Origin of the sequence: Shewanella sp. SR43-8 (assembly GCF_014163775.1) — a bacterium.
Taxonomy (GTDB): domain Bacteria; phylum Pseudomonadota; class Gammaproteobacteria; order Enterobacterales; family Shewanellaceae; genus Shewanella; species Shewanella vesiculosa.
In genome coordinates, this window is sequence record NZ_JACJDX010000001.1 from 361,610 (window position 1) to 377,658 (window position 16,049).

Below are 16,049 nucleotides of genomic sequence, written 5' to 3' on the forward strand. Positions count from 1 at the left end.
GCTTATTTCGCCTCGAAAGTGCCAGCAGGCACAACGTCATTAAAATAATTTTGTAAGAAAACCGCAAAATTATCTTGTGGTTGAGCCTCTAAACTTTGTAATTCAAGTAAAGATTTTTTCGCCTCATCCTCATAAGATTTTGTAATCTCATCACTTAATGGGTAATGGCTTAAAAACTCGTGGTAATCATTAGCCAATTGTTTAACCCACACGCCGTGATCGGTACCTTTAAGGACGACCTCATTCATCACTCGACCTGATAACGTTTTGTTTGGGTTATCAATGGCTTCTGACCAAGTATTCAATGCAGTTTTGTAGGCATAGCTATCATCGCCGTCGAGCAGCTTAGCGATAGTGTCTAATTGTGCAAAGAGTTCATGCATCCATTGCGTTAATCCAATATTTTTGCCATTACGCTGTAGTTCAAGTCCTGGCTTACGGCCTTCTAATACGACGGCTTTTAAGTTAGCGGCAATTTCAGCCTCACCGACCTCATCAGTATTTTCAGAAGGAGATAATAGGCAATACAACAGGAACAGATCAAGAAAACGCACTTGAGTGGCGTCAATACCAACAGGGCTAAATGGATTCACATCCAAAGCGCGCACTTCAATATACTCAACCCCTGCACGCGATAAAGCTTGTGAAGGTTTTTCACCTTTCTTGGTCACACGCTTAGCGCGTATGGGGGCGTAAAACTCATTTTCAATTTGTAATATATTGCTGTTGAGTTGGCGATACTCTCCATCGACATTAATGCCGATTTTAGCAAAACTTTTCGAGGGCATCTTAATCGCAGCGCCCACACCCTCAAGGTATTCAGGCAATGAGTTGTAACTAATATTCAGCGTGTCTTGTTCTTTATTGGTATAACCTAAATCACTCATGCGCAGTGACGTTGCATAAGGCAGATACAAGGTGCCTTTACCGGTTTTTTGAAACTCAAAATCGACATCTTGATCTTTAATAAACGAACTGCATAATGCCGGCGTCGAGCCAAACAAATACGGTAATACCCACACTAAACGACGATAATTTCGAATAAGGCCGAAGTAGGATTCTGAGATAAAATCTTCAAGGCTAATATTTTTACTGCAACAAGCGCTGCCATTGCCATTAGCAATTTTGTCGTCATACAGGCGTTGCCATAAATCTTGCGACACAGAAAAATTAAAATGCACCCCGGAAATAATTTGCATTAACGCACCATAGCGATGGGTTAATCCTTTGCGGTATAGCGTTTTCATTTTACCGTTATTGGAACTACCATAACGTGCAACCGGAATATCACTGACGTCACCGACGTAACATGGCATGCTGACAGGCCACAATTTTTGGCCGTTTAAATTGCGCACACTATATGCATGGGTTTGGGTTAACCCATCTAATAACTCATCAACACTGTGGCTTACCGGCGTAATAAATTCTAATAAAGCTTCACTATAATCGGTAGTGATACGCGAATGAGTAAGAGCAGAACCAAGCGCTTTTGGGTGTTCGTCTTGTGCTAGATGGCCATTTTCATCAATACGCAATGCTTCACGTTCAATACCACGTGACATGCCCAATAAAGCCTCACGGCCTTGAGTGTCGCTTAAGTGTTCGACTTTTTCATTGAAAGACTTCAATTTACTACTCTCTTTTATGGATTCGCATTGCGAGTAAACAGCTGGACCTGATAATAAACGAGATTATTACTGAAAACGCGAAAAAAGTGTAACTCAGTATAATTAGCGTGTTTATGAGGGTGAAATTAAAAACGGCAACACTCTATGTCACCGTTAATGGATCCTTAAACATTCTCTGCTATTCACTCATTAACCGACACAGAATGATATTACGATTAAAGCATACGATATAGCCCAACCTATTTTAAAATAGCTTGGGCTATATCTATATAGGGTTAACATTAACTTATTTCAAGGCGACTGTTAACCCTATTAGGAACAAGTGTTCAACTAGTCAGCAAGCGTGACCATTTCAACCTGATATCCTAGCGCTTTTAGTTGCGGTTCAACTGTGGTTTTATCTCCCACCACCAACATAACCATATCGTTGATATTAAGTAACTTACTGGCCAATTTATTTAGTTCATCCGTCGAAATACTGTTGACGATTTGGTCTTGCTCAGCCGTAAAATCTTGAGCTAACTGATAGCGTTGGATCATTCTTAAAAAGCCCGCTTTTTGATACGGTGTTTCGTATTCTAATGCTTGGCTTTGGGCAATTGAACTGCGCATAAAGGCACTTTCTTCGTCTGTCATACCTGACGCTTGGTAAGCGTTAATTTCTTTGACAAACTCAGCCAAAGATAAGCCTGTGACATCACTTCTCACACTTGCATAAGCCATAAATTTACCGGTATCTTCACCACCACTAAATTGAGTGCGAGCACCATAGGTGTAACCTTTATCTTCACGTAAATTTAGATTAACTCGACTATTAAACGCATCACCTAATGGGTAGTTCATCAAATAGGCTTTAAAGAAATCACCGGTAGCATCATAGGGTAACGACACCTGACCAATATTAATAACCGATTGAGCCGCACCCGGTTTATCAATCAAATAAATAATATTTTTAGGGTGGGTTGGCAATGCAGGTAATGCAGCAAAGTGCGTTGCCTCACCTTGCCACTGAGCAAACATCGACAACTTCGGCATGATCTGCTGCTGGCTTAAGTCTGATACCACCACTATCTGAGCATTACCGGCACTGTACTGCTGATGATAAAACTGCTTCACATCATCAAGAGTTAATGCTGATATGGTGTTAATCGTACCATCACTGCTTATGCCCAACGGACTATTTTCACCATACAACAAAGCAGAAAAACCCGTGCTAGCGAGATAGTTAGCATCGGACAGCTGATGTTGTAAGCCTTGCAATTGTTGTTGCTTAACCCGTTCAAAATCAGCGGCAACAAAACCAGGACTAAACAAACGCTCTTTAACCAGTGCCAGCGTAGCATCAAGATTTTCGGTCAAACTCGATACCTTGATATAACTTTGTGAATCACTGGAACCAAAGCTAATGGATGACCCAAGCATATCAAGCGCGCCTGCTAAATCTTCACTGCTTCGCAGCTCGCTTGACTCATTAAGCATAGATGCAGTTAATTCTGCTAAACCGGCTTTGTTAGCTGGGTCTAATCGATGACCACCATCAAGATAAATAAGCAGTTCAACGGTTGGGGTTTCATCACTTTCAGTGCCCATCACTTCGATGCCATTGGCAAGCTTGCTGTCCCACAATTGCGGAACGGTTAACAAAGGTGCGGCAGCAGATGAAGGCATTTTATTGCGATTAAATGAAGACTTTGCAAAAGTGATGTTGGTTAATCCTGTGACCGCTTCTTGTGCAATAGGCATAGTGCTTGGTATAAAATTATCTGCATGAGCAATCAATTGCGTTTGCCCTTCAGGGACAATACTCATCACCACCATGGGTTTGTTTTTAATGTAAGTATTGAAAACGCGCATCACATCGGCTTTGGTGACGTTAGCATAACGAGCTAAATCAGATGCCACCATGTCAGGCTGACCAAAGAAGGTTTGGTTTGCAGCAAGGGTGGACACTTTACCGGCCACACTCTGCATACCAAAAATAGTATTGGCTTCGAACTGCACTTTCACTTTTTGTAAGTCATCGTCGGTTACGCCACGTTGTTCAAACTCATTGATAGTCTGATTAATTCGAGTTTCAAGATCGGCAAGACTGCCACCTTTAGCGGGATTGGCCACTGCATAAAGTGATAACTGACAGGCCAGCTCTTGGCATGGATGACTGACCGCAGCTTGCACTGCATAGCCATCTTTAACTAAATTCTTATAAATCAGTGATGTTTTACCGCCGCCAAGAATATTAGCCAGTAAATCGAGGGCTGCCTCGTCTTTGTGCTGCGCATAAACGGTTGGAAACCCGACGTAAATAAGCGGTAGGTGTACTTTATCTTCCATCGAGATATAGCGAGTTTTATCCAATGTGACCATGGTTTTCGCTTCAGGCTTGACGACTGGTCCCGCTGGAATTTCCCCAAAATATTTATTCACCCACGCCAATGTTTGCATTTCATCAATGTCACCACCAATGGTTAAGGTGGCATTGTTAGGTCCATACCAACGTTGGAAAAAATGTTTAACGTCATCGACTGTGGCGCGATCTAAGTCGTCTGGCCAACCAATAACAGGCCATGAATAAGGATGGCTCGCAGGATAGAATGCTTGGTTAAAACGTTCATTCAAACGACCATAAGGGCGGTTATCGATGCGCTGAGCGCGCTCATTTTTAACGGTTTCACGTTGCACCTCAAATTTTTCGCTGGTGAGCGCTGGCAGTAAAAAACCCATACGATCCGACTCTAACCACAGCATTTTTTCTAACTGGTTACTCGGAACCGTTTCAAAGTAATTGGTTCTATCAGTATTGGTACTGCCGTTTAATGTTCCGCCCGCTTCGGTCACCACTTTAAAATGTTGTTCATCCTCAACGTGCTGTGAACCTTGAAACATCATGTGCTCAAATAAATGGGCAAAACCACTGCGCCCTGCTAGTTCTCGCGCCGATCCCACATGATAAGTCACATCGACATGAGCCAAAGGATCTGACTTATCTTGATGTAAAATAACCGTTAGACCATTGGCTAACTGATATTTTTTATAGGGAATACTCACTTGGTTTTCTTGCGGGGTCGCGATTTCGATTAAGGTGACACCTTGGGGTAAACTCGATGCTTGCTGAGCGTTATATGCACAACCACTCAACGCTGCGCTGATGGCAGCAGCCAGTATCCATTTATTTACATTTAGTTTCAAAACTGATTCCTTCCTTTTATAACAAATATAACCATGACGGTTACACAGATAATGGCTATCAAAAATCGACCGAATACATCACCAGTAACACTATGAGGCTATAACGGATAAGCTTACCGACAAACATAAAAAATGATGCCGGCACAATAGGAATTTTAAGCCATCCAGCCAGTAAACATAATAAATCACCAATTATTGGTAACCAAGATAACAGTAACGCCCACGTACCATATTTTTCTATCCACGCAAGCGCATAACGATATTGTCGGCTTTGAATATCTTGAGGATTTTTGGCTAATCGCCCTGCTCGACCAAGACCATAACTGGTTATCGCCCCGAGTGTATTTCCGATACTAGCCAGTATCAATAATTCAAGCCATGAAGAGGGGGTTTGATTAAGTAAAGCTACCAGTAAGACTTCAGAGCCACCAGGCAGTAAGGTGGCGGCTAAAAACGCACCGCTGAACATTAACCATAAATTTGTCATCAATAGACCTTAATACTCATTAATAGTTTCATTATGTTCACTATTCAATTTATTTTTATTGAGCCTTTAATATGAATGTAAGCCCAACATATCTCGCTCAAGATCCGGTGCATCAATCTTAAAATGATGTATCTCAGGCCAAGATATTGACCTAAACACCCTAGTGGTAAAACGATGAATTACGCAAAAAACGCAAGCTTTTCTGACTAAACTGACAAAATTAAAGTCGTTATCATGCAAATACGTTAATAGGGAGTGAAATACTTAAAGTTATAATAACAAATTTATTTATTCTTATAAGTTATAATAAAATAACGTTGTTTGTCATTCGATCACTTCATACAATACGATTAATATTTATTAACCTTAACGAATTTAATTGATCGTTATTAAGCGTTAATACCGGCTATTTTTTTAAAGACTAGCCAGTAATATCGCACGATGTCGCCAATAGAGGGGTTAACTTTTTAGTAATTCATAACTCATTAATAAACATAATGAGTCTCGCACAACGACCTTGTCTACTCAAATTGAGTAGCGCCATAATGACATAATTTGGAACTTTCATGATATTGCAAACCCTCAAACGCATCCCTTTTTGGCAGAAAGTCATTGCTGGCTTTGTTTTAGGCACACTCACAGGTGTCGGATTAGGCGAATCGGCGATAATGTTAAAACCGCTGGGTGATTTGTTTATTAGTGCCATTAAAATGCTGGTCGCGCCTTTAGTATTTTGTGCCATTGTGGTCAGCATTACCTCTCTAGGCTCGCAGGGTAATTTAAAGCGTTTAAGCTTTAAAACGTTAGCCATGTTTATGTTTACCGGCACAATTGCTTCATTTATTGGCTTAACGGTCGGCAGTCTGATCGATATGGGCGGCAATCTTGCTTTAGCCACAACAGAGGTGCGCGAGCGTGATATTCCAGGCTTCGCCCAAGTGTTGCTCAACATGATCCCAGTCAATCCGTTTGCATCATTAGCTGATGGCAATGTGTTGCAAATCATCGTATTTGCCGCGCTAGTTGGTATTGCCATTAATGCAGTCGGCGAAAAAGCCGCACCGTTAAAGAACGTTATTGAAGCTGGTGCTGAAGTGATGTTTCAATTAACCCGTATGGTGCTAAAACTGACACCAATTGGCGTATTTGGCCTAATGGCGTGGGTTGTAGGTGAGTATGGTTTGAGCACATTATTACCATTAGGTAAGTTTATTATGGCGATTTATATTGCCGCACTCATCCATATCATTTTTGTTTACGGCGGGTTAGTAAAGTTTGCTGCAGGGTTAAGTCCTGTGCAATTTTTCCGTAAAGCCATGCCAGCGCAAATCGTAGCCTTCAGTACTGCATCAAGTTTCGGAACCTTACCTGCCAGTACCCGTTGTTCAGAGGCGATGGGCGTATCAAAACGATACAGTGCGTTTGTATTACCCTTGGGCGCAACAATGAACATGGACGGTTGTGGTGGTATTTACCCTGCGATTGCCGCCATTTTTATTGCACAAATTTACGGTATCCCGCTCGACATGACCGACTATATGTTAATTGCAGTCACGGCAACGGTTGCTTCTGTCGGTACCGCAGGTGTGCCAGGTAGCGCGATGGTGATGTTAACTGTGACATTAGGCGTAATAGGCTTACCACTTGAAGGTATCGCCTTTATTGCGGCTATTGACCGTATTATTGACATGATCCGCACGGCAACGAATGTCACTGGCGACATGATGACCGCGGTTGTTATTGGTAAGAGCGAAGGTCAGCTTGATGTTGAACAGTTTTACTCGGATGACAAGCCAATTGAACAAACAGCTTAATAACACCGAAAACAATATTGTATAAATGAATAAGCCAGCACTTTATCGTGCTGGCTTATTGCTATTAATTGCAAAGACAAATCTCTCTTCGTACGACTAAATACCACAGTAACCGCTTTAAAGATTAAAAAAGCTAAGCAAAATTAGACCATTTTAATCCCACCATCCCCATAATAATCAACAGTAAACAGACGAATCAAATCAACTTAGTAGACTCACTAAACAGCCTAAAGCCATTAAGATTTAGGCTGCATTTCGATGAGTCTGCTTAAGCAGAAAATAGACGCTTTAGCCCAAAACAGCCAATAACACACCAGCAGCGACAGCACTGCCCAAAACACCGGCAACGTTAGGTCCCATCGCGTGCATCAGCAAGAAGTTTTGGTTGTTAGCCTCTAAACCAACTTTATTAACCACACGGGCAGCCATTGGCACGGCAGAAACCCCAGCGGCACCAATAAGTGGATTAATTTTTCCACCAGAAAGCTTACTCATTAATTTAGCCATCAATACACCAGAAGCGGTACCAATGCTGAATGCAACCGCCCCCAGGATTAAAATACCTAACGTTTCTATACGAAGAAATTGATCCGCAGATAACTTAGACCCAACGGCTAGACCTAAAAATATCGTCACTATATTGATTAACTCGTTCTGAGCTGTTTTTGATAAACGATCAACCACGCCAGATTCGCGCATTAAATTACCCAAGCAGAACATGCCAATTAAGGGCGTTGCCGCGGGTAAAAACAAAATGGTTAAACCAAGCACCATCAGTGGGAAAATAATTTTCTCTTTCTTACTGACCTCACGCAATTGCTCCATTTTGATTTCACGCTCGGCTTTGGTCGTGAGCAGTTTCATAATTGGCGGCTGAATAAGCGGCACGAGTGCCATATATGAATATGCAGCAACAGCAATTGCCCCTAACAATTCTGGCGCGAGTTTAGAGGCTAAGAAAATCGCCGTTGGACCGTCTGCACCACCAATAATCGCAATGGCTGCAGCATCTTGCATACTAAACTCAAACCCAGGCACCCAATTTAAGGCAATAGCACCGAGCAAGGTGGCAAAAATACCAAATTGTGCAGCCGCACCCAGTAGTAGCGTTTTAGGGTTAGCAATTAGTGCGCCGAAATCAGTTAATGCACCGACACCCATGAAGATGAGCAACGGGAACACCCCAGTCTCGATCCCAACATGATAAGCGTAAAATAATAAACCACCTTCATCAGTAAAGCCGGCATTAGGAATGTTGGCTAATATTGCCCCAAATCCAATGGGTAATAATAATAACGGTTCAAAACCTTTCATTATTGCTAAAAATAATAACAAACAACCAACAGCCATCATTAGCAGTTGGCCACCAGTAAAGTTAGCGATACCCGTTTCTGCCCAAAAGGCCAATAATCCTTCCATCTCGACCTCTTATGCTAATGATAACAATGCTGAACCTACGGTTACGCTGTCACCTTGTTTAACTATTAACTGAGTGACAACACCATCTTGTTGAGCGCGAATTTCAGTTTCCATTTTCATTGCTTCAAGGATGATGATCACTTCACCGCTTGTTACCGCTTGACCATTGCTCACTAGCACTTTAAAAATATTACCCGATAATGGCGCAGCCATAGTGCACTTAACCTCGCCTGCAGGCGGTGAGGCAATTTGAGTTGGCGTTGCAACTGCTGGCGCGGCTGAAGCGGAAGCTGGCGCAATGTGACTTATTTCCCCTCCTTCGCTGACTTCGACGACAAAATGCTGACCTTCTACATTGACGCGATACGTTGCAGGGCCGCTATCGACTTTAACGTTAAGATCGTCGGCGCTTGGTATAGGTTCAAATGCATCCGGATTACCGCGATTTTTAAGAAATTGCAGACCAATTTGATTGAACAAGGCGTAAGTCATTACATCATCGTCAACGTCTTCAGCTAACGAGATACCTTGATCTGCAGATATTTCAGCTAACTCATTACGTAGTTTGTCGAGTTCGGGTGCAATCAAATCTGCCGGCCGACAAGTAATAGGCTGCTCGCCTTTTAACACTCTAGCCTGAAGCTCAGCATTAACCGGCGCTGGCGTCGCACCGTATTCGCCTTTTAACACGCCTTCGGTTTCTTTGGTCATGGACTTATAACGCTCGCCCATTAATACGTTAATCACCGATTGCGAACCAACAATTTGTGATGTTGGGGTGACTAATGGAAGAAATCCTAAGTCTTCACGCACCCGCGGGATCTCCTCAAGCACGGCATCCATTTTATCAGCAGCGCCCTGCTCTTTTAATTGATTTTCCATGTTGGTTAACATGCCACCAGGCACTTGAGCGCGTAAAATACGTGAGTCGATACCTTTTAATGCACCTTCGAAACGCACATACTTTTTACGCACCTCACGAAAGTAAGCGGCAATCTCTTCTAGCAATACCATATCGTAACCGGTTGCTCTGTCAGTATCTTCAACCATAGCCACTAAGGTTTCGGTGGCGCTGTGGCCGTAAGTCTGGCTCATTGAAGAGATAGCGGTATCGAGCACATCAACACCTGCTTCAATGGCTTTTTGATATGTAGCCGTGCTCAGGCCCGTTGTTGCATGACAATGCATCGACACCATTAGGTCGGTTTGCGATTTTAAACGGCTGATCAGATCGTAAGCTTGCATCGGTTTAAGTAAACCAGCCATGTCTTTAATGCATAATGAATCAGCGCCCATATCTTCTAAACGCTTTGCCATATCGACCCAAGTATCAACAGAATGAACTGGGCTAGTAGTGAAAGAAATTGTTCCTTGAGCATGACCGCCAACATTTTTAACCGCTTTAACCGCGGTTTCAAGATTACGCACGTCGTTCATCGCATCAAAAATACGAAAGACATCGACGCCATTGGTATGCGCTCGTTCGACAAAACGCGTAACAACATCATCGGCATAATGACGATAACCTAATAAATTTTGGCCTCGAAGCAACATTTGCTGCGGGGTATTAGGCATAGCTTTTTTGAGTTCACGAATGCGATCCCAAGGGTCTTCACCTAAATAGCGAATACAAGAGTCAAATGTGGCCCCTCCCCATGACTCAAGAGACCAAAAGCCTATTTTGTCTAACAGTGGTGCAATAGGTAACATATCGTCAATACGTAAACGTGTTGCGAGTATTGATTGGTGTGCGTCACGCAGGACAACATCGGTTAATGCTAACGGCTTGATCATAATGACTCCAAAATTATTTTGCGCGGTATTGATGTATCGCAGAAGTGATAGCGGCAACCAACTTAGGATCTATCCCAACGGTTTTTGCACAACCTGTCGTTGCTGGCCCAGTGACAGGCTCCTCGATAGGTGCAGGAAAAAGCTTGGCAACAATGCCAATACCAATGATTAAGATACTCAAAAAAATAAATACTAAGCCCATGCCCATTACCATAATGCCAAGTGCATCAGATAACTGCTCTGATATCGATGTCATGTGTCCTCACTTTTTCTATTAAACATCAAACTATCACGCTGGCTATTATGTATCGTGCGCTAATGCGCGATCGCGGTGCAATATCACAAACCTGCACCAAGACAGGAACACCGTTAACGATTACATAAAGCGCATCAACTATTCAATAAAGCATAAATATTCATGTTGAACGCGTATTCAATGAAGTTGTATTTTCATGGTAAAACTGCAAACTGAGATTAAAACCCAAAAAACCGTCACAAAATATAAACAAATTAGCGCCACAATGCTATCTTTTTGTAAATTGGTCTTACCAAATTAGTGATATTAGATGAGGTTGGATCAATAAATCTCAATAAATACAGGCATAATTTATTAAATCATCAATGAATTTCGCTTAATAAGCTTTAAATTAGTAAAACCATGATAAGAACAACGATATGAGTCATATTTTATTGATTTAACAGCTTGATAAAATGAATAACAAATCACGACTTGGGAGATAAGTGAATAAAGATGTAAATATCAGCTTTTGTTGATAAAGGGCTTAGGCGTGGATAAGAAAATAGTCTAAAAATGAACCATAAAAAAAGCCCTGCAATAATGCAGGGCTTTTTTATTATGGTGCGCGTGGGAGGAGTCGAACCTCCGACCGCCTGGTTCGTAGCCAGGTACTCTATCCAGCTGAGCTACACGCGCAAAATCGTTACAACATGCCATTCATCAGTATCGCTGTAGTTAGCATTAAAATGCTAACTATACTTAATGAATGGCGGAGAAGGAGGGATTCGAACCCTCGATGGGATTTAAAGCCCATACTCCCTTAGCAGGGGAGCGCCTTCGGCCACTCGGCCACCTCTCCGCAATATATGGTGCGCGTGGGAGGAGTCGAACCTCCGACCGCCTGGTTCGTAGCCAGGTACTCTATCCAGCTGAGCTACACGCGCATAAATTGGGTTTTAGTGAAACATGAATGGTGCGCGTGGGAGGAGTCGAACCTCCGACCGCCTGGTTCGTAGCCAGGTACTCTATCCAGCTGAGCTACACGCGCATTCATGTTTAACACTATAATAGATAATGGTGCGGATGGGAGGATTCGAACCTCCGACCGCCTGGTTCGTAGCCAGGTACTCTATCCAGCTGAGCTACATCCGCATCGTATATCTATTGTAAGAAATGGCGGAGAAGGAGGGATTCGAACCCTCGATGGGATTTAAAGCCCATACTCCCTTAGCAGGGGAGCGCCTTCGGCCACTCGGCCACCTCTCCGTTTCTTGGCGCACATATTACTGTTTGATGAAAATAAGTCAAACCCTTTTTAGGAAACCTAACTTCATTTGGAGTGTTTTTAAGCACATTGGGGATAATAGACTCAAATAGTCACAAAAACAGTGTTCTTTTCAGTGAAAATTGATTTAAATAATCTTCCTTAATCTCATTATCTCGCTGTTAAGTCTGTTAGAAATTTAGCGATAAAAAACTTTTTTTACAAACGACATTATCAGCATATCAATTAACTAACTTAGACGAGGTTTTGAAGATTAAAATTTCGCCAGGCCATTTGTCATAATTAATGTGACCATAATGATTAACATGAACGGTTTAAGTATTTTTTATGTAGTTGATAATCTGAACGATAATTGACCACTTAATGCCAGCTCAACTAGGGCAAATCGTTTGAGATAGATTAATGCTGACTCAACACAATAAAACCAAGCGATTTCCAATGCTCATATTAGAGTGTCAGTAAAATACTTTAACAAGGTCTTAATCAAAGCCATGGAGGCTGTTTTTAATATCACTCGCGTAGAGCTAATACTTCAACCTCGTCTGGAGGGTTAGCCAAGAGGCAAAACATTTTGCTTTGCAACATAGAATAGGCATCCTCCTATTGGATCACTACGATAACGGATTGGGCTCGTCGTTGAAGAAAGGGCAACTAACACGCCTGAGCGCTCCTGTATTTAGTCTTCGCCCGTATATTGAGAATGGGCTATCTATTATCAATATAATCACTCTGCTGTGGTACACAGATGCGAGTAAGCCTTAACTTAAATAATATGCAGCGCTTTGACTAACCATACTGGATATAAACTTAACCGCCCTGTTTAACCGCCAGAAATATCTCACATGCAGAAAACAAAAAAGTCAGCAAATGCTGACTTTTTGATATCGATCAAATATGCTCGAACTTAGTAATTACCACCTTCAGAAGGGGTACCTGACTTCTCAGACTGAATACGTTGATAGATCTCTTCACGATGAACAGAGACTTCTTTAGGTGCATTGACACCGATACGTACCTGGTTACCTTTAACACCTAACACAGTAACTGTGACTTCGTCACCGATCATTAATGTTTCGCCTACACGACGAGTCAAAATTAGCATTCGACTGCTCCTTTAAGTTCAATCTGCATAACACGCTTTATCCGTAATATGCGCTCATTATAAGGTCTGCTTTACATAAAATCATAGTATCAATTTCTGAATACGTCGGTTTATAAAGCATATTCTCTTAAGAAATCATAAAACTTGATGATTTTCATCTTTTGAAACGAGGTTAACCGTCAATTAATCACATTCACGATACGACTCGCTGGTTAAACAATCCAATACGGCAAACCAATAACAAAAACGCTAGCAATGGAAAAACAAATACCAAATCAGAGTACTACACTTGAGCACAAAAAAAAGCATTGTCTGACACTGGTAATCCTTTTAAACGCTTTTACTGTTAGCAAGTTAGTTCACTATGCCAAATCTACTGATAGCACTCAAGTCATAAAGCTGCATATAGTAGACTTTATGACTCAATTGCCGATAAATCGTTAATTTACAGATTTAATTAGCTTAAACGTTCGTTTACCCAAGGTGCAACCAAGGCTAATGCGGCGGCTAAATTCTCAGGCTGAGTACCACCCGCTTGAGCCATATCTGGGCGTCCGCCGCCCTTACCGCCAACCTGCTGTGCGACCATTGCCACTAACTCACCCGCTTTAACTTTTTTAGTTAAATCATTGCTGACACCAGCAATTAAGTTAACTTTACCGTCTTTAGACGTACCTAAGACAATAATCGCAGATTTAAGCTTTTGTTTCAGCTCATCTTGTAAACCACGAAGTGAACCAGGATCAATGCCATCAAGCTGCTTAACTAACAACTTAACCCCATTGATGTCGACTGCATCACCCGCCATATCGGCACTGGCTGCTGCAGCTAACTTATCTTTTAACTGCGACAAATCTTTTTCTAATTGCTTCACTTTATCTAACTGGGCTTTTAACTTAGCCACAACTGAAGCACTGTCTGATTTAAGTAATTGCGCAGCTTCATCTAATACTGCTTGTTGATCGGCAATATAAGCCATTGCTGCGATACCTGTGACAGCCTCAATACGACGCACACCGGCAGCAATACCACCCTCAGAAGTGATTTTAAATAACCCAATATCACCAGTACGGCCAACATGAGTACCACCACATAGCTCGATAGAGAAATCCCCCATAGTCACCACGCGGACTTGGTCATCGTATTTCTCACCAAATAATGCCATGGCGCCTTTTTCTTTAGCTTCGTCAATGGCCATTTCAGTGGTGCAAAGTTCATGGTTACGGCGAATTTGAGTATTGACTAGATCTTCTACCGCTTTTAACTCTGAAGCTTTAACCGCTTCAAAATGAGCAAAGTCAAAACGTAAGCGCTCAGGGTTAACTAATGAGCCCTTCTGAGACACATGCGAGCCTAACACTTGACGTAATGCAGCATGCAGTAAGTGAGTGACGGAATGATTTAACTGAGTACGATGACGTAAATTTTGATCCACTTGCGCAATTAACTGCTGACCAATAACTAATTTGCCTTGGCTTAATTGACCTTCATGACCAATAGCAGGGCCAAACTTTTGCGTGTCGTTAACAATAAACAGTAAACCTTCAGCTGTCAGTTGACCTTTATCGCCCACCTGTCCACCGGACTCTGCATAGAATGGCGTATTATCTAGCACAACAACGGCATCTTGACCGGCAACCACAGTATCAACCGCTTTACCGTCAACATATAAACCAATCACATTAGGCTGACCAGTTAACTCGGTATAACCACTGAATGCGGTTTCTGCATCAATAATTAATTGGCTATTATAATCTGCGCCAAAGTTACCTGCGGCTTGTGCGCGACTTCTTTGCTCCGCCATTGCGACTTCAAAGCCTGCTTCATCAACATTAATATCACGTTCACGACAAACATCAGCGGTTAAATCAACTGGAAAACCATAAGTGTCATACAGTTTAAATACCGTTTCACCATCTAAAGTATTACCTTGTAGCGTATTTAGCGCACCATCCAAAATCACTAAGCCACGCTCAAGTGTACGAGCAAACTGCTCTTCTTCTGCTTTTAAGGCTTTTTCAACAATGGCTTGTGTTTGTTTTAACCCATTAGCTGCATCACCCATAACGCTAATGAGTGTTGGGACTAACTTATAGAAAAATGCATCGGTAGCACCAAGCTTATTACCGTGACGAACTGCGCGACGAATAATACGACGCAATACATAACCACGGCCTTCGTTTGATGGCATAACCCCATCGGCAATTAAAAATGCACAAGAACGTATATGATCAGCAATAACCCGTAATGATTTATTTTCTAAATCAGATACACCAATAATTTCAGCCGTTTTTGCGATGAGTTGTTTAAAGATATCGATTTCGTAGTTTGAATGCACACCTTGCATAATTGCTGCAATACGCTCAATGCCCATACCTGTATCAACCGAAGGTTTAGGCAATGGCAACATTTCACCGTCGGCTTGACGGTTATATTGCATAAATACAATATTCCAGATTTCAATAAAGCGATCGCCGTCTTCTTCAGGCGTACCAGGACGACCACCCCAGATATGATCGCCATGATCATAGAAAATTTCGCTACATGGGCCACAAGGTCCGGTATCACCCATCTGCCAGAAGTTATCAGACGCAAACGCGCCACCTTTATTATCACCAATACGGATCATATTTTCAGGTGCAACACCAATTTTTTGCGTCCAAAGTTCATAGGCTTCGTCATCTGTTTCATAAATGGTGACACATAAGCGATCTTTTGGCAGCTTGAGGGTTTCAGTTAAAAAGGTCCATGCAAAACGGATCGCATCTTCTTTAAAATAATCGCCAAAACTGAAATTACCCAACATTTCAAAAAAAGTGTGGTGACGAGCGGTATAACCCACATTGTCTAAATCGTTATGTTTACCACCAGCACGAACGCAACGTTGTGATGTTGTTGCTCGGCTATAGTTGCGCTTATCCATACCGAGGAACACATCTTTAAACTGATTCATACCCGCATTGGTAAATAACAGTGTTGGGTCGTTAGTGGGAACGAGCGAGCTGCTATCAACAACCTGATGTCCGTTATCTTCAAAGTACTTTAAAAATGCACTTCTTAACTCTGCTGTAGTCTGAAACATGAAATGGCCCTGAA

At 42.1% G+C, this 16,049-nt stretch carries 9 protein-coding genes and 6 tRNA genes; 1 reads left to right on the plus strand and 14 read right to left on the minus strand.

Annotated features, from left to right (window positions below; all coding sequences use genetic code 11):
- Window positions 1-2: 2 nt before the first annotated feature.
- The 3 genes from gshA to H5114_RS01555 all read right to left on the minus strand — a co-directional run bounded on the left by gshA (window position 3) and on the right by H5114_RS01555 (window position 5,301).
- Window positions 3-1,646, minus strand: a complete 1,644-nt coding sequence (gene gshA, locus H5114_RS01545) for a glutamate--cysteine ligase (RefSeq protein ID WP_371696918.1) — start codon at window positions 1,644-1,646, stop codon at window positions 3-5.
- 312 nt (window positions 1,647-1,958) lie between these two features.
- Window positions 1,959-4,814, minus strand: a complete 2,856-nt coding sequence (locus tag H5114_RS01550; RefSeq protein WP_182722022.1) for a pitrilysin family protein — start codon at window positions 4,812-4,814, stop codon at window positions 1,959-1,961.
- A gap of 58 nt (window positions 4,815-4,872) precedes the next feature.
- The gene (locus tag H5114_RS01555) at window positions 4,873-5,301 is read right to left on the minus strand and encodes a YqaA family protein (RefSeq protein ID WP_182697908.1); all 429 of its coding nucleotides are present in this window, start codon (window positions 5,299-5,301) and stop codon (window positions 4,873-4,875) included.
- Between the two features lie 566 nt (window positions 5,302-5,867).
- On the opposite strand from H5114_RS01555, the gene H5114_RS01560 reads away from it, so the two are divergent.
- Entirely contained in the window at window positions 5,868-7,115 is a 1,248-nt protein-coding gene (locus tag H5114_RS01560; RefSeq protein WP_182697907.1) for a dicarboxylate/amino acid:cation symporter, read from the plus strand.
- A gap of 288 nt (window positions 7,116-7,403) precedes the next feature.
- Here H5114_RS01560 and H5114_RS01565 read toward each other — a convergent pair whose 3' ends face one another.
- From H5114_RS01565 to alaS, 11 genes are all read right to left on the minus strand, one after another.
- Entirely contained in the window at window positions 7,404-8,534 is a 1,131-nt protein-coding gene (locus H5114_RS01565) for a sodium ion-translocating decarboxylase subunit beta (protein ID WP_124017570.1), read from the minus strand.
- Between the two features lie 9 nt (window positions 8,535-8,543).
- Complete coding sequence (gene oadA, locus H5114_RS01570; protein WP_182722023.1) at window positions 8,544-10,328, minus strand: sodium-extruding oxaloacetate decarboxylase subunit alpha; 1,785 nt, start codon at window positions 10,326-10,328, stop codon at window positions 8,544-8,546.
- Between the two features lie 13 nt (window positions 10,329-10,341).
- Window positions 10,342-10,584 (minus strand): OadG family transporter subunit, encoded by a 243-nt coding sequence (locus tag H5114_RS01575; RefSeq protein ID WP_124017572.1) that lies wholly within the window; start codon window positions 10,582-10,584, stop codon window positions 10,342-10,344.
- A gap of 601 nt (window positions 10,585-11,185) precedes the next feature.
- A tRNA-Arg gene (locus H5114_RS01580) sits at window positions 11,186-11,262 on the minus strand.
- A gap of 71 nt (window positions 11,263-11,333) precedes the next feature.
- Window positions 11,334-11,425, minus strand: a tRNA-Ser gene (locus H5114_RS01585).
- An 8-nt stretch (window positions 11,426-11,433) separates the two neighbouring features.
- A tRNA-Arg gene (locus H5114_RS01590) sits at window positions 11,434-11,510 on the minus strand.
- A gap of 27 nt (window positions 11,511-11,537) precedes the next feature.
- Window positions 11,538-11,614, minus strand: a tRNA-Arg gene (locus H5114_RS01595).
- A 27-nt stretch (window positions 11,615-11,641) separates the two neighbouring features.
- Window positions 11,642-11,718: transfer RNA gene (locus H5114_RS01600), tRNA-Arg, on the minus strand.
- A gap of 22 nt (window positions 11,719-11,740) precedes the next feature.
- Window positions 11,741-11,832 (minus strand) — tRNA-Ser (locus tag H5114_RS01605).
- Window positions 11,833-12,755: 923 nt separating this feature from the next.
- Window positions 12,756-12,953 (minus strand): carbon storage regulator CsrA, encoded by a 198-nt coding sequence (gene csrA / locus H5114_RS01610; RefSeq protein ID WP_011636538.1) that lies wholly within the window; start codon window positions 12,951-12,953, stop codon window positions 12,756-12,758.
- 457 nt (window positions 12,954-13,410) lie between these two features.
- Window positions 13,411-16,035: an alanine--tRNA ligase gene (alaS, locus tag H5114_RS01615; protein ID WP_182722024.1), complete on the minus strand. Its 2,625-nt coding sequence runs from the start codon at window positions 16,033-16,035 to the stop codon at window positions 13,411-13,413.
- Window positions 16,036-16,049: the final 14 nt, after the last annotated feature.